The sequence below is a fragment of the Capnocytophaga sp. H4358 genome (assembly GCF_002302515.1).
Classification (GTDB): Bacteria; Bacteroidota; Bacteroidia; order Flavobacteriales; family Flavobacteriaceae; genus Capnocytophaga; species Capnocytophaga canis.
In genome coordinates this window covers 1,220,851-1,236,546 of record NZ_CP022380.1, presented here as the reverse complement: position 1 = coordinate 1,236,546, position 15,696 = coordinate 1,220,851, and the positions used below count along the sequence as shown (strand labels likewise).

The 15,696-nt window shown below is 36.0% G+C and carries 16 protein-coding genes; 7 read left to right on the top strand and 9 right to left on the bottom strand.

All coding sequences use genetic code 11. From position 1 onward, the window contains the following. The first annotated feature begins 157 nt into the window (after positions 1-157). On the top strand, positions 158-1,063 hold the full coding sequence (locus tag CGC49_RS05340; RefSeq protein ID WP_172914260.1) for a geranylgeranylglycerol-phosphate geranylgeranyltransferase: 906 nt from the start codon (positions 158-160) through the stop codon (positions 1,061-1,063). Positions 1,064-1,069: 6 nt separating this feature from the next. Here CGC49_RS05340 and CGC49_RS05335 read toward each other — a convergent pair whose 3' ends face one another. The 3 genes from CGC49_RS05335 to CGC49_RS05325 all read right to left on the bottom strand — a co-directional run bounded on the left by CGC49_RS05335 (position 1,070) and on the right by CGC49_RS05325 (position 4,310). After that, a complete protein-coding gene (locus tag CGC49_RS05335) occupies positions 1,070-1,588 on the bottom strand; it encodes a GNAT family N-acetyltransferase (protein WP_095912036.1) in 519 nt (172 codons plus the stop codon). 11 nt (positions 1,589-1,599) lie between these two features. Then, on the bottom strand, positions 1,600-2,568 hold the full coding sequence (gene msrB, locus CGC49_RS05330) for a peptide-methionine (R)-S-oxide reductase MsrB (protein ID WP_095912035.1): 969 nt from the start codon (positions 2,566-2,568) through the stop codon (positions 1,600-1,602). 149 nt (positions 2,569-2,717) lie between these two features. After that, a complete protein-coding gene (locus CGC49_RS05325) occupies positions 2,718-4,310 on the bottom strand; it encodes a DNA mismatch repair protein (RefSeq protein WP_369801113.1) in 1,593 nt (530 codons plus the stop codon). A gap of 512 nt (positions 4,311-4,822) precedes the next feature. On the opposite strand from CGC49_RS05325, the gene CGC49_RS05320 reads away from it, so the two are divergent. Both CGC49_RS05320 and CGC49_RS05315 read left to right on the top strand, forming a co-directional pair. Then, the gene (locus tag CGC49_RS05320) at positions 4,823-5,764 is read left to right on the top strand and encodes an NAD-dependent epimerase/dehydratase family protein (protein ID WP_042347646.1); all 942 of its coding nucleotides are present in this window, start codon (positions 4,823-4,825) and stop codon (positions 5,762-5,764) included. 197 nt (positions 5,765-5,961) lie between these two features. Next, a complete protein-coding gene (locus tag CGC49_RS05315) occupies positions 5,962-7,041 on the top strand; it encodes a DNA replication/repair protein RecF (protein WP_095912700.1) in 1,080 nt (359 codons plus the stop codon). A gap of 178 nt (positions 7,042-7,219) precedes the next feature. Here the strand turns inward: CGC49_RS05315 and CGC49_RS05310 are convergent, their stop codons facing one another. The 6 genes from CGC49_RS05310 to CGC49_RS05285 form a co-directional block, all read right to left on the bottom strand. Then, a complete protein-coding gene (locus CGC49_RS05310; protein WP_042006857.1) occupies positions 7,220-7,543 on the bottom strand; it encodes an HIRAN domain-containing protein in 324 nt (107 codons plus the stop codon). A gap of 97 nt (positions 7,544-7,640) precedes the next feature. Further along, the gene (locus CGC49_RS05305) at positions 7,641-8,654 is read right to left on the bottom strand and encodes a YafY family protein (RefSeq protein WP_095912033.1); all 1,014 of its coding nucleotides are present in this window, start codon (positions 8,652-8,654) and stop codon (positions 7,641-7,643) included. Between the two features lie 4 nt (positions 8,655-8,658). Next, entirely contained in the window at positions 8,659-8,892 is a 234-nt protein-coding gene (locus tag CGC49_RS05300; protein ID WP_095893622.1) for a hypothetical protein, read from the bottom strand. A gap of 155 nt (positions 8,893-9,047) precedes the next feature. Next, entirely contained in the window at positions 9,048-9,320 is a 273-nt protein-coding gene (locus CGC49_RS05295; protein ID WP_042006851.1) for a twin-arginine translocase TatA/TatE family subunit, read from the bottom strand. Positions 9,321-9,425: 105 nt separating this feature from the next. Continuing rightward, the gene (locus CGC49_RS05290) at positions 9,426-10,373 is read right to left on the bottom strand and encodes a nitronate monooxygenase family protein (RefSeq protein ID WP_095893621.1); all 948 of its coding nucleotides are present in this window, start codon (positions 10,371-10,373) and stop codon (positions 9,426-9,428) included. A gap of 108 nt (positions 10,374-10,481) precedes the next feature. Next, positions 10,482-11,447 carry a phosphoribosylaminoimidazolesuccinocarboxamide synthase gene (locus tag CGC49_RS05285; RefSeq protein ID WP_042347654.1) on the bottom strand — a complete coding sequence of 322 codons (966 nt, stop codon included), beginning with the start codon at positions 11,445-11,447 and terminating at the stop codon, positions 10,482-10,484. 426 nt (positions 11,448-11,873) lie between these two features. Between CGC49_RS05285 and CGC49_RS05280 the strand changes: the two genes are divergently transcribed. The 4 genes from CGC49_RS05280 (at position 11,874) to CGC49_RS05265 (ending at position 15,670) form a co-directional block, all read left to right on the top strand. Next, positions 11,874-13,352: a right-handed parallel beta-helix repeat-containing protein gene (locus CGC49_RS05280; RefSeq protein ID WP_232745203.1), complete on the top strand. Its 1,479-nt coding sequence runs from the start codon at positions 11,874-11,876 to the stop codon at positions 13,350-13,352. A gap of 111 nt (positions 13,353-13,463) precedes the next feature. Next, complete coding sequence (locus CGC49_RS05275; RefSeq protein WP_095912032.1) at positions 13,464-14,366, top strand: hypothetical protein; 903 nt, start codon at positions 13,464-13,466, stop codon at positions 14,364-14,366. Positions 14,367-14,384: 18 nt separating this feature from the next. Then, entirely contained in the window at positions 14,385-15,065 is a 681-nt protein-coding gene (locus CGC49_RS05270; protein WP_095912031.1) for a hypothetical protein, read from the top strand. 29 nt (positions 15,066-15,094) lie between these two features. Further along, on the top strand, positions 15,095-15,670 hold the full coding sequence (locus CGC49_RS05265) for a hypothetical protein (RefSeq protein ID WP_042006835.1): 576 nt from the start codon (positions 15,095-15,097) through the stop codon (positions 15,668-15,670). The last annotated feature ends 26 nt before the right edge of the window (positions 15,671-15,696 follow it).

Genomic DNA, 15,696 nt, shown 5'->3' with positions numbered 1-15,696 from the left:
CAATTTTTATGCCATGAATTTATGCAATAAAAGTCTTCACCTATGTACTGATATACTGTTGACTGTCAAGAGAATTAAATCTAAAGGACTATAAATTGAATTAAATTTACAGATATATCCAAAAAAATAATACCTTTGTAAATCAGAAAAGAAACTGATGTCACGCCAAAAATTCAGACATACCATTTTAAAGATGCTCGGATTATTCTCTTCCGTAAGGGGCTACAACATCTTGATGGTTTGTATAGCTCAGTACTTGGCAGCGATTTTTATTTTGTCGCAACGTGATTCTGTTCGTGAGGTGGTATTTGATATAAATCTGCTTATACTCGTTGCTGCGGGAGCGTTGGCTATTGCTGGTGGATACATTATTAATGGATTCTATGATAAAGAGAAAGACTTGATTAACAGCCCTTTAAAATCGATGGTTGATCGGTTAGTTGGACAAAACACAAAATTGACGCTTTATTTTCTGTTGAATTTTATTTCTGTAATCGTCGCGAGTTACGTGTCATTTCGAGCAGTAATGTTTTTTTCTGGGTATATCTTTTTAATGTGGTTTTATTCTCATCGGATTAAGAAAATCGTATTTTGGGGAAACCTCACTTCAGCAATATTAGCTATTATTCCTTTTTTCGCTGTTTTTGTATACTATAAAAACGTACATACAGTTATTTTTATTCACGCTCTGTTACTTTTTCTTCTGATACTTATCAAAGAACTTATTAAGGATTTAGAGAATTTGAAAGGTGATTTGGTGCATAATTACCAAACGATCCCTGTCAAATATGGTGAAAATAAGAGTAAAATTGTAATTTCATTGGTAGTTTGCGTGTGTTTTTCACCCATTTACGTACTACTACACCACTTTGATATTGGATGCATGTACATTTATATTATTTTTGTGGCCATCTCTTTGCTTTTTTTCATTATAGCACTATGGAAAAGTAATAAAAATCGTACTTATGTATTGCTTCACAATTTACTCCGTGTGATTTTAACAATTGGTATTTTCAGTATTATGCTCGTGGATATGGATAAATTGACACGTATTCTGTTTTAATGTACTTCAGCGTAGCTCCTTTTCAAATGCTTTTCGGGCAGAACCTCGGAAATAGACTTCTCCACAATACACATACCCCAACGTTTGAATAGTACGAAGCATCGGAATATTGTCGAAATTAGTGTCAATACGAAGGCTAAACGTGTTATTATCAACGCTTAATTCAGCTGCTTTTTGTAACATCCTTTTGCTCAAACCTTTACCTTTTCCTTTAGCGCTCACTGCCATGCGATGTACCACAGCATATGGCTGTTCACTGACCCATTTGCCATCAATAGATTCATATGCAGGTTCAGCACCCAATATAAAAGCAAAATACCCTACTATTTCTGACTGAAATTCAACTACGTATCCATATTTATTTTGAATATCAGCAAATATGGTAGCTTCGTTTGGGTAACCGTCTTGCCATTGAGAGCTACCTTCTTGTTTCCGAATTTCTTTAGCAAAAAGAATAATTTCCCATATGGCTGAAAAATCATCAGTCGTAGCTATACGGAAATGATAATCCGAGAAAGTATTCATAACATAAAGGATTACTCCATAAATAGAAATAAATAAATACCATAACCTTCTTTTTCCATATCCTCTTTTGGAATAAAACGTAAGGACGCACTGTTAATGGAGTAACGCAATCCTCCTTTATGCAGAGGACCATCATTAAAAAGGTGTCCTAAATGGCTATTACTTGTTTTACTCCGCACCTCAACACGGGTTTTTCCTCCTGATTTATGAGGTTTTTCTATGATGAGGCTATCGTCAATGGGACGCGTAAAACTCGGCCAACCAGAACCTGAATCATATTTGTCTGAAGATAGAAATAAGGGTTCTCCTGTGGTAATATCCACATAAATTCCCTTACGATTTTCATTCCAATAAAGGTTATCAAAGGGTTGCTCGGTAGCTTTCTTTTGGGTTACCGCATACTGCAAAGGTGTTAATTTTTTCTTTAAAAAGGATTGGCTTTCTCTTTTATATCTGGGTTTTTTCGGATTCGCCTTGCTGGCGTAAGCAAATAAATGAGGCTCAATATGACAATAGCCATTAGGATTTCTTATCAGATAGTCTCGATGCCAGTCTTCAGCAGGATAAAATACTTCAAGAGGTTTTCTTTCTACAACGATTGGACGAAAATACATTCGTTCGATTTTATTGAAAAAAGCGTCTGTAACAGCCTTATCTTTAGCGTTAGTGTAGTAGACTCCTGTACGATAACGAGTGCCTACGTCGTTACCTTGTTTGTTGAGACTGGTTGGATCAATCGTTTCAAAGAACAATTTAATTAGCAATTCCAGACGAACTTCTTTTGGATCATAGATAACCTTTACCGCTTCAGCATACCCTGTGGTGTCTGTGTTAACCTCTTCATAAATAGGCTTATTCGTATGCCCATTCACATAGCCCGGTTCGGTGGTGATGACCCCCCGAACTTGCTTAAAGAAGTGATCTGTTCCCCAAAAGCATCCTCCTGCAAAATAAATTTCTTTCATTGTTTCTGATTTCATAAAGACCCTTTTTTACCTATTTTCGTTCAAAGAGTTGATTAACCATCAGTTTTTGAACTTTTTACCAAGAATCGCACAAATATAAAAAAACATATTATCTCCGCAAAAAAAACTTTTGCTAAGCCAATGTATCTCTATCCTACTTATTTTTAAATAATTCCCATTTTTTTCATCAAAAAGGTAGCATTTTTGTTTTGGCAAACACCTTCTTTGAGTTTGTAATCAAAATGTAATTCATTGTTAATTATTTCTACTTCAAAGCATTGATTTTTAAGATGATGTGGGTACTCTGATTCTAATTTACACACTTCCAAATCATGTGTAGCGATGATGCCTATAGCATTCAATTCAACCATTTTCTCAATAATTTTCACTGTACCTGATTGTTTATCCTCGGAATTTGTTCCACGCAAAAGTTCGTCTAAAAGTACAAAACATGGTTCTTGTTGAAGAGTTTCCATAATCTGCTTCAATCGATCTATTTCTGCAAAAAAGTAAGATTTCCCATCGTTAAGCGAATCTGACAAACGCATAGAGATGAGTATTTTCATCGGATGTACATTTGCTTTTTTAGCACAAACGGGTAGCCCCATAGAGGTTAAAAGTACATTCACTCCCAGCGTTCGCAGAAAGGTACTCTTTCCGGACATGTTTGAGCCTGTCAGTATCACAAATCGGTTTTCTTTGAATGAAATAGAATTAGTTACGCGTTGATTTTCAGCAATTAAAGGATGTCCTATGTCCACAAAACTTACTTCAAAATGGGCGTTCAGTTCAGGGAAAACAAACTCGGGATGGTTGTATTTAAAGTTTGCTAAACTGCACAAAGCCTCCATTTCGCTAATCACATCCAACCAAGTAGCAACGTGTTCCGCGTTAATTTTCTTCCACAAAATCAGCTTGTTATATTGATGTAGATGATAAAGAGTAAATCCATTTAGTACCCAAGAAAAGATATTCAGCACATTATCCATATTGTCTAGCAAACGAGCTAACGAACGAGTCAACTCACTTGCCCTTTGGTTGTTTTGGATTAACTGTTGTTGTAACTCACAAATTTGTTTTGATTTAAAACTTTCTTTTTCAATAAGTTCTATATTCTTCCTTACGGAATACAAGGTGTCGTAGATCCCTTCAAATCCCTGCTTATTTTTAAGTATATGCCGTAACTCCCATCCAAAAACCATCAAATTGATAACAAATAAGGTATTTGCCCACATCTTCATATCGGCATAATCGAAAATATACCCTAAAATGATAAAACTTAATAATAATAAAGGAGATAGATAGATAAAAACTCGCAAAGGGAATGAAAAAAGAACTTCTTTTCGTTCTTTCCAAGTGCTAATTTTCTCAGCTGTATGTTGATTATCGGGTGCTTGAGAAGCAACAGCCATAAAATCTTGTCTCCATTCCAATTTTTCGGATAATTCTGCAATGGTGGCTTGTTTTTCAGGAATGTACTTATTATCGGTACGCAAGAAATGTGCTGCCAGTTGTTTTTTTCCCGAAAAAGTTACCGCTCTGTTGATATAATGAAACAATGATTTCTCACCAAAAATGTCTAAATCATATGCATATGGATGTTCTTTATCCTGAAAATCAAAGCCATTATCGTAAAAATAGACTCCTTTTTCGAGAAAATCGATTTCCTTTTGATTGATGTCTATTTTTGATTTCTCTATTTTGCGGAGATACGATATTTTTTTATGTTTTACGACTAAAAATAGAAAAAATGTCACGAAAAAAAATATTCCAACAAGGTATAAAAGCGAAAAATTTGTAAAAGATAAATATCCTAAAAACAGAATACTAATTGCTACACATAGCCGTACAGCTCCAATAATATTATAGATTTTTGTATACTTTTGATGTAGATCTTTTGCCTTTTCTAATTGTTTTTTGTATGCAGGAATCATTTCTTTTGATTATAATTTGCGTGAATTTCTATAATAAATTGAAGCCAAACATTTGGACTCCACAAATCTTAGGCAAAGATACAAGAAAATAAGAATTATTTCTTATTTTCAATTAAGAATTATTTCTTATTTTCAATATCATAAATGGGTATCAATACGGGTCATAATTCCCTAAAAAGAAGCAAAAGAGTAATTCTTGGTAAGTACGTATAAGTTTAAATTTTACTTTATAAAAAGTGAATTTTAGGATTCGATTTACCATCTGAAAAATCCTCTGAAAACATTTCTTGATTCCAGAAATAATTCGTACTTTTGTTCGACAAAATTTTTAAAAAATGGCAAAAACAAGAATATTACTAACGGGTGCCGGCGGACAATTGGGTAGTGAACTGACGGAAGCTTTGGCAGAAAAATTCGGAGCTGAGAACATTGTAGCTACCGATATTAATGAAAAAGTTGCTGAAAGATTCTCGTACTGCACTTTTGAAGTATTAGACATCCAAGATGCACAACGGTTAGAACAATTAGTAGATACCTACAAAATCACACAAGTGTATCATTTAGCTGCGCTTCTTTCGGCAGTAGGAGAACGAAATCCCTTATTCACATGGAATTTGAATATGAATGGGTTGTTGAACGTTCTAGAAGTTGCTCGAAAGAAGAATTTAGACAAAGTATATTGGCCTTCATCAATCGCCGCTTTTGGAGTGAATACCCCTAAAGAAAACACTCCACAAGAAACAGTTACGGAACCTAACACAGTTTATGGAATCACCAAAGTAGCAGGTGAGTTGTGGTGTCAGTACTACTTTGAAAAGTTCGGTGTGGACGTTCGAAGTCTTCGCTACCCAGGACTTATCGGCTATAAATCACTTCCTGGAGGAGGAACTACTGATTATGCCGTGGATATCTACCACAAAGCCATTGCAGGTGAAACTTTTTCGTGCTTCTTAAACGAAAACACCTATCTACCAATGATGTATATGCCTGATGCCATCAAAGCAACCATAAACTTGATGGAAGCTCCAAAAGAACAAGTGAAAGTACGAACTTCGTACAACGTATCATCATTATCCTTCTCTCCTAAAGAAATTTATGACAGTATCGTAAAAATAATCCCTGATTTTAAGATTAAGTATGAGCCTGATTTCCGTCAGAATATTGCCGACAGTTGGCCAGATAGTATTGACGACTCAGCAGCTCGAAATGATTGGGGATGGAATCATGATTTTGATTTGGACAAAATGTCGGAAGATATTATCAAAAATTTGAAATAGTTGTAGGATAAAACAGCAACCTAAAGGGCTGTCCGCAGAGGTTTTAGTGATTCTCTTGCCAAGTTTGAATGACAAAAATCGACTCCTCGGACAGTCTTTTTTGTGCTTCTAAAAAAAGAGTATCTTTGCAAAAAATCCATAAACAGTAGTAGCATTTCAGCGGAATAATTCCTAAGAATAGTCTGATGAACACAAATATGTATCTAAAAAAAATAGCAGTTGTAAATTACAGAAATATCTCCACAAAAAATCTTCTGTTTGAATCGGGAATCAATTGTTTTGTTGGGAATAATGGTGTGGGCAAAACCAATCTGTTGGACGCTATCTACCATTTGGGAGTCGGAAAGAGTTACTTCAATCCATCGGCATCGCAAAATATTCGTCATGGCGAAGAGTTTTATATGATTGAAGGACTTTTTGAACGAGAAAATCGGGAGGAACAGATTGTATGTAGCATTAAAAAAGGGCAAAAGAAAATTATCAAGTGCAATGGGAAAAATTACGATCGGATTACGGAACATATAGGGAAATACCCCATGGTGATCATATCTCCTGCTGACACAGACCTCATCGTAGATGGAAGCGAGGTGCGACGAAGATTTTTAGACAATGTTATTTCCCAATCCGATACTGCTTATCTGGATACGCTCATTCGTTATAACCGAGTGTTACTGCAACGAAATACGATACTTAAACAATTTGCAGTAAATCAGTATGTTGATTTACTGACTCTTGGGATTTATGACAAGCAATTGGCTGAACTGGGACAGCATATCTACCAAAAAAGAACCCAGTTTATGGAAGCCTTTTTACCTGTTTTTCAGTATCAATATGAATATCTATCCGAAGGCAAAGAGCAAGTAAGCCTAAGTTATGAAAGTGCTTTGCATACAACCTCTTTATCCGAGTTATTGAAACAGAATTTCGAGAAAGATCGCATATTGCAATACACCTCGCAAGGCATTCATAAAGATGACTTGCTCTTTGAAATTGATGGATTTTCGATGAAAAAATACGGAAGCCAAGGACAACAAAAATCCTTTCTGATTGCATTAAAACTATCTCAATTTGAAGTTATTAAACAACAGTTGAGAGTAACCCCAATATTCTTGTTGGACGATATTTTTGATAAATTAGACGATAAGCGAGTAGAAAAATTGGTCTCGTTGGTGACACAGCAACATTTTGGACAGTTATTTATCACCGACACTCATTATGACCGTACAGAATCGGTGGTAAAAAAAAGAGGAGTGCCGTATCAAATTTTTAAAATATAGTTATAAAAAAGGAAAAGCCATCCGAAAAGTTTTATTTTTAAGCTAACGCGCTTCTTGTTGTTCTGAGATTTACCATATGGTGCTTATTAACACACGTTATGGATTTAAAACAAAACTTTTCGGACAGCCTCCCCACAAGAGAGATGATAAAAATGTTTGAATTGTTCCTGAATGATATTTACTTTTTGGGGTTAATACGAACTGTTACTTGTATCTGATTTTCAGGATTATAATTCATGTCAATCCGGCTTATTTTCGCAGAAAACAAATCGGTGTGTCCCAATTGCAAAAACTTAGTAATATCCTTATTATCAGTACGAGGAATGTACCCCAACATTGTATTTCCATAAAGAATTTTCACCGCATTAGCATCATACCCATTAGTAGGTTCTGCCTCAAGCTGAAGTACTGTACCTACTTTTAATTCATCAATCACATCAACTCCATCCCAATAGGTGAACCCCGCGATGTTAAATGTAGTATAAAATTTACTGACTGCCATAACTTATGTTTTTTGGTTTCTGATGCAAAAGTATAACGAATGTATGCAGTACATCTGCATATATTCATTTTGTAAAGAGTAAGTAGCTGTAAAAAAGTTATGAATTTCGGTCAATAGCTTCTTTTATTCGAGATAACATTTTTTCTTTCAGATGATTAGGAGCTATTATTTTAATTTTATCAATATATCCCAACAATAAATTTTCTAATTCATAATTGATGATAAGTTGTAATTCTATTCGAGTTGTTCTCTCATTCTTCTGTTTAATCTTTTGTGAACCGTGCAATGGTTTGGTTATAACATAGGGCATCAGTACGTTGTCAACTTCCAAGATGACAGTTTCCACCTCTTTGTCCAACACAGATACTCCGATAATATCCTCAAAGTGTTCATCAAAATCTATAAATGTATTTTCTACATAAGGCACAGAAACCATTGATATGTGTTCAATTCGGTCAATGGCAAAATTAGTAATCATTCCCTTATCTTTCAGGTGATTACAAAGTCCAAATAAAAACCATCGGTTATTATATTGTTTTAAAAAATAGGGATGGAAAACATATCTTTTTGTTTCATCATTGAATTTTCGATAGTGAAGTTCTACGGTTTGTTTATTAATGATAGCATTAAAAACGTGAGAAAACCAATGAAGTCCTTTGAGGTAAGGGTTATGCTCAAATCCAACTACGCTAACCACGCTTCCTTTTAGCTTAAAGGAATCTTCAAAGCGAGTGAGTATTTCCTCCATCCACCCGAATTGAGGCATTCCTTTGAAGCGGTTTAACATGCAAATAGTCTCTTTCAACTGACGAATTTCAGTTTCATTAAGTAATTGATTGTTAATGGAGTATTGAGTATCCTCATAACGATAAAAAATGCGTCTTCCTTCTCTAATTCTCTCTAAAGCAATACTCCAACCTGCTTCGCTTTCCATAAAAGCAATATCATCCTGTACTTGACGCTTTTTAACTCCTTCAGCTATTCCCGAATATTCATAAATAGCTTGATTACAAGCATCTACTAAGTCTTCAATAAAATATTTTCTGCCAGTGTTTCGGAAGCAACGATCTAAGGCCTGATAACGGATTTGAGCATGTTTGTTGGTTGCCATTTTCTTACAACTGCTTAATCCCTTTGATAAAAATCCATTTCATAAAAAGTTTTTCGCCGGAATCCGCTTGGATGGCTGCAAATCGAGGCGAGAGGAAAAGCGTTACTACCCCCGAAATGATGGATGCAGTTAATCGTTCTAACTCGGGAAAGAAATAATTAATTCCCAATCGGATAGTGATAAAAATCAACCCAAAACAAAGAAAATTGAATAAAAATGCTTTACTTTTTGCTGTCATTTTTTTATTTATATGTTTATAGCTGTACCAACCGAGAGGTTTAACAGATATTCTTCATCAGGAATATCCCTCGGATAGTTTTATGCAGTTTTTTTTTCAGGCAAACAGCCTATTTTTTCTACAAGAAAATAAATTTCTGTACGGAGAGAAAGGAACTACCGTTGTCGTTTTACAGAACCCGTAAGGCTACTGGTAGCTTCTTGGATTTCTTCTTTTACTTTGTCAATTTCGTTCTTAGTGTCTTCAAAAACAGAGGTATCGATATTATTCTGCTCGGCACTTCTTTTTATTTCAGACTTAATCTCGTTGGTAGCGTCACGCAATTGTCGCATACCTTTCCCTAATCCACGAGCAATCTCAGGGATTTTGTCTGCTCCAAAAACGATCAGCACAATGAACAAAATAAAAAATATTTCAGAAAAACTCATTTGTTTAGTTATTAATTATTAGCCATTTAAAAATTAAATGATTGTATTCGAAAAAACTTCGATTTTATTTATTTCCTTAGGGCAAAAAATCCGAGTGGAATCCTATCAAATAATTTGCGAAAGAGATTTCAATGCCTTGTTATACTCATCAATAATTTCTTCAAAAATAGCTTTTACGGGTTTAATTTCGTGAATCAATGAAGCTACTTGTCCAATTTCTAATTCTCCTTCGTCCAAATCACCTTCGAACATGCCTCTTTTAGTACGTCCTTTTCCTAATAAAACTTTTAAATTTTCTGGAGTGGCTTCTTGCCTGTCGTATAAAGCTTTCACTTGCTCGTAAAACTTATTTTTTAACAATCTTACAGGAGCCAACTCTTTCATTGTCAAGATAGTACTTCCTTCATCGGCTGTCAATACCATTTTTTTGAAATTCATATGAGATGAAGCTTCATCAGTGGCGATGAATCGGCTTCCTATCTGAACTCCCTCCGCTCCTAATGCCATAGCGGCCAACATACCTCGACCCGTGGCGATACCCCCAGCTGCAATAATCGGAATATGAATATGTTGCTTGACCGAAGGAATCAGTGTCATCGTTGTAGTTTCTTCGCGTCCGTTGTGTCCACCTGCCTCAAAGCCTTCGGCAACAATAGCATCGACCCCTGCCTCTTGTGCTTTGATAGCAAATTTAGAACTACTGACTACATGAGCTACTTTAACACCCTCTTTTTTAAGTATTTGTGTCCATAAGGTTGGGTTTCCTGCTGAGGTAAATACGATTTCTACTTTTTCCTCCAAAATGATTTCCATCAATTTGTCTATATCGGGATACATGATTGGAATATTCACTCCGAAAGGTTTATTAGTGGCTTTTCTACACTTTTGGATATGTTCACGCAATACTTCTGGGTACATTGACCCTGCTCCGAGTAAGCCTAATCCTCCAGCGTTGCTCACTGCTGACACCAGTCGCCATCCACTTGCCCAGACCATTCCTCCTTGAATAATAGGGTGTTGAATGCCAAAAAGTTCCGTTATTCGATTGGTCATTTGTATAAGTTATTTTTTTCGTGTTATCCCTCTAAGAACATACCTTGCCTATCGTTTTTCAAAAGTACCAATGATTAGAAATTTAACGTTTGCGATGAAAAAAATTCTTTATTTACTCAAAGGATTTGTTGATAAATAGTTCATCACATTGTTAAAAATCCGTTCTTGGATGTTTGACACGTCTGCTTTTACAAACTTCTCACCGATAATATTTTCATACAGTTCAATATAACGCTCAGAAACCGAAAGCACGTACGCATCTGTCATTTCAGGGACTTGTTGTCCTTCTTTTCCTTGAAATCCGTTAGAAATCAACCATTGACGTACAAATTCTTTTGACAATTGCTTTTGTGGTTCTCCCTTTTCTTGTCGTTCATCATAGCCTTCCTTGTAGAAATAACGAGAGGAATCCGGAGTATGTATTTCATCAATAAGCACGATTTGCCCATCTTTAGTTTTTCCAAACTCATATTTTGTATCTACCAAAATAAGTCCGCGTTTTGCTGCAATTTCGCTTCCTCTAGCGAACAAAGCATAGGTATATTTCTCCAATAAAGCGTAATCTTCTTCACTTACAATACCTCTTCGGATGATTTCTTCTTTTGAAATATCCTCATCGTGCTCACCATTTTCAGCCTTGGTAGCTGGTGTTATGATAGGATGTGGAAAAATATCATTCTCTTTCATTCCCTCAGGAAGGGCTACTCCACAAAGAGTTCGTTTCCCAGCTTTATATTCGCGAGATGCATGTCCTGCTAAATAACCACGAATTACCATTTCTACCTTAAAAGGCTCACACAAATGTCCTATAGCAACGTTTGGATCGGGGGTAGCAATCAACCAATTAGGTACAATATCTTCGGTTTGCTGCATAAATTTGGTGGCTATTTGATTCAGAATCTGACCTTTATAAGGAATTCCTTTAGGCATTACCACATCAAAAGCCGAAAGTCGATCAGTAGCTATCATTACCAAAAGGTCGTTTTCAAGATGATAGACTTCCCTTACTTTTCCTCTGTAAACGGATTTTTGACCTGGAAAATTAAATTGAGTTGTTGTAATAGTGTGATTCATAAAAGTACATTTTTATAGTATAGAAACTGTTTTTAAAAGAAAAGACAAAGGTAATGAATTGATTTGAATTGATAAAAAATATGTTTTGGAATTTAAAGTCGTATAAAAGTTGTTCAGGAATATTGCATAGTTGATTTTTAAGTGCTACCTTTGCATAGAAGATTTATGGAATCTTCTATTAAAAAAGAAAATATAAAGAGAATTTTACTAAAAAGAGTTATTGACTCCATAATAGCTAACCCTACTGTTACTGGGTTACTATTAAGGTTTTGATATCTCTAACAGTTTTTCTACAAGAACAACACATGCAACGGGTGTTGCTTATTAAAACTGTAAAACAAGATTACAAGAAATAGCAACAGTTTTGTCTTCAATTGCTGTTTTTTTGGACTTGAAAAAAAAGAAAACTTTTAAATATAAATAATGATGAAAAATTGCATTTATTCTTTGACAATGGTGCTTCTACTGGGAATATTAGTACCTGCACAAGCACAGGTTTTGGATCGTCTGGCTAAAAAAGTTAACAGCAAGATAGACAATCAGGCGAGTAAAACAACTGACAAAAATAGAACTAGTACTACTCCTGGAAAAACCTATTACGTGAGTGCTACTAAGGGTAGCGTACGTGCCGATGGACTTAGTAAAGACAAACCGCTGAAAGACTTACAAAAAGCCATTGATTTGGCTGAGGAAGGCGATGTTATTTTAGTAGCCGAAGGTAATTACTTAGGCAATATGGACAGAGGTTACATCGAATGTGGAAAATTCGGTAACGGTGCCGATAACGGAAAATTCTTGAAGTTCTACGGCGGGTATTCCTCTGATTTTTCTGAGCGTAATCCAGTAAAATATATTACCAAAATTCAGCCCAATGCCTCCATACCCAAAGGAATCGGTTCGGCTTTGTTTCACATTACGGCACGTCGTGCTTATGGCGACAAACGTCCGGCAGGTGAGGTAGTGGTTGACGGATTTACTTTTGACGGAGGTGAGTACATTCTCTACTACAAACCCGATGTAAAAGACCCACGCACCGGAACGCCCAACACCGAAGTAGAAACCGGAATGCTCGTTCACCCTGACGCTTTGGCAGGAAATGCTATGGGCGTAAATAAACACGATTGGCGTGCGCTACATCTTACCGTTGAGGGCAATGTAAAGGTGCAAAACTGTGTGTTTGTCAATTGTCGGAATTTCGGATTGCAAGGCGGAATGGGAGCAGGGCATATTGAAGTGAGTAATAACGTTTTTGTTGCCAATCGTTATGCGGCTTGTGAAATATGGGGAACATTGGCAGCAGGTAGAGAGGGCGAAATTTCGTTTGATTTTCATCATAATACGGTACTTTTCAGTTGGCCTATTACCAAAGAATTCGAAACGATGGGGCAAGGCTTCCGTTTTATGAATGGTATCCGTACTATCAATGTGTATAACAACATTTTTGCTTTCAATTCGCGTTGTGGCGTGGAACGTTGCCGATATGAAAATAAAAAAGAACTCGAAAAACTGAAACAGAGTAATCTTTATGATAATTATTTCTTAGGTAATATGTACGACCTTGAAATATGCGACAGCTCTCGACCTATCAATGTACCTGCATCACGTATTGAAGAGGCGGAAGAAATCGGGCCAAAATACGAAGGTAATAAAGAAATGCCTTTCAATGAGGCTTTTATAGCTGCCATTGATGCGCCATACTTAAAAGGTTTTACAGGACTAAAAATATCAACCACAGAAAGTTATGATGCTAATTCTTCGGCAAATCAATTAAATCGCTTTTTAGGATTAAATCAGCAAGGAACGAGCACTACCCGCGTAACGATGTTTGCTAACAGATATCCGTGGCAAAAAGCCCGAAATTTATTTGGTGTAGTCAAAGGATACGGAGCGCAAGAAATTAAGTAGTAGGTATTAGCAGTTAGCAAATCGCAATTAGCATTTGTATAACTTGGTTCTTGTTTCTTTATCCTTTTGAACTTTATTATTTATTCTTCACATTTTAAAATTTAAGAAAAAATGAAAACGATTAGCTATTTTTTGGTAGCAGTGCTCTTGCTAGGAGCTTGTAAAAATACCAAAAGTAATAACGAAACAGAAAGTGTATCAACAGATGAACAAACACTCATACAAACATTGAAAGAACAGCTCATCGCCTCGGACAATCCTTTGGAGCGTATTAAAATAAATGTGCAGATTGCCGATTTGCAATTTAAAAACGCAAGTGAGGAAGACAAACAAAAGTTGTATTATGATATGACTACGTTTAATTGGGTGGAGTTGGACAGAATCAATGAAAAAGAATCCGAATATTTGGAAAGCTATTACAGTTATCGGTTCAATGATGAAGGCGAAGCCCGAGAGCCTCACGATTCCATCAAACAAAAAGAGAAACCTTATTTGGAGGCAGGTTTGGTGTTTGAAGAGCTTGGAGAGGGGTTGGTAGAGATTGATTTTCCCGAAGATTTTTACAGTAAATATGAGAAACAATTATCGGAGGATTATCAGGAATATTTGCGTTTGGAGCGAGATGCTACAAACATTGCTCCTGATGCGGTTTTGATACTTGCTTGGGAGGATATCGCCGATTTGATTGTGCGTTACGAGGCTTATGCTGAAAAATATCCTCAAAATATTGGTCTTTTCAAAATGTTAGCAGGAAACTATGAGTTTTTGCAACAAGCGTTTGTTACTGGTACCGACAATACCCTGATTGTTGACGAAAACGGACAGCTTCTGTCGGAACTCAAAACCGAATGGTTACGTTTTAGCAAGGCTTACCCCAAAAGTCCTACCACTAAACTCATACAAATTGCTTTGGCAGAAAAGCAATATGCAGAACCGCACATATATACGTTGATAGAAAAAATTAATAAAGCTCAATCGGCTTCCGATGACCCGTATATGAGCAATAAGCAGTAATTTTTAAACCTCTTAAAAATGAAACAAATAGTATTAAAAATCAGCATAATTCTTTTTTCGGTGTTGCTTATTGCTTGTAAAAATCAGAGTGCAAAATCGAAAGATACTTTATCGGCATCAGAGGAGCAAAAAGTATCGCTTCCTGAGTTGAAAGCCGGTGAGGAAAACGTATTTGAAAACAATCTTTTCCGATTGGTCGATGGCGGAACTGTAGAAACTTCGGACGGAATTTATAATACATTGAAAGTACAACCCAAAAATAGTGGTATCGCCACCTTTGAAATAGAAGGAACCGTTTTAACTTTTGAAGGTGTAGTTGGCAGTACTTTATTGGTAAGTGAAGGTACTGGAACCGTGGGGTTACTTACACTTTTCGACCTTACTTCGGGAAAGGAAATCCTTCAAATAGAAAATTTTACAAGTGATGAGCTTTCGGTAGAAAATGACAACGCGTTTTATTACTACGCCTATGATCAAGATTTACCGACAGTGGCGTGGAGTGAAGCCAAAAAGGTTTGGGAGCCTGTAAATAAGGTGCCTAAAACACTTTTAGAAAGTCAAGAGCTTAAAGACGTTGCAGAAAATAACGAAAATCTTTTTGAAGGAATGCCAATGATGGCAAAACAAAAGATACGTGTTGATATTCAGCAGAAAAAAATAATTCCACTGAATGAATATAAATGGCTCTATATTGAATAACAATAATTTTTACTTCTAAATTGAAAAATATGAAACGATTATTGTCAATTTGGATTATGGTGCTGTTCGCTGTGCAACCTATATTCGGACAAGCTACGGCACAAAAGTTCAAGAAAACATATAAAAATCAGAATGAAAGCAATGTAGCTTGGTTTGCCACTTATGTAGATGACCCTGACACTAATGGTACAAATTTACGAGAAACACCCGGCGGAAAGGTAGGTAAAGTGATTCATCCGAGTTTGGAAGAATCAAGGGTTTTTACCGTATCCTTGTTGGAGTCGTGGGAAGGGTGGTTTCGCATTGGTCAAGAAATAGAAATTTTGGACGAAGATACCCTTGTGTTGGGCAAATCTCTGTGGATTCACGGTTCATTACTGAAAGCAAGTACCACCAATTACGATGGAGAAGTACTTTCATTTTACCAAAAACCCGACCGTAAAAGTAAGGTGGTTTTTACAGTCAATACCGAAGTTAGTGTGTCCTTTGTTGCAATTGAACAAGGTTGGGCGAAAGTAAAATACGTTTCACCAACCCAAAAGGTGTACGTTGGGTGGATTCCCATAGAACAATTATGTGGCAACTTTGTAACGAATTGCTCGTAATGTGAAAAAGATTACTTATTTAACTT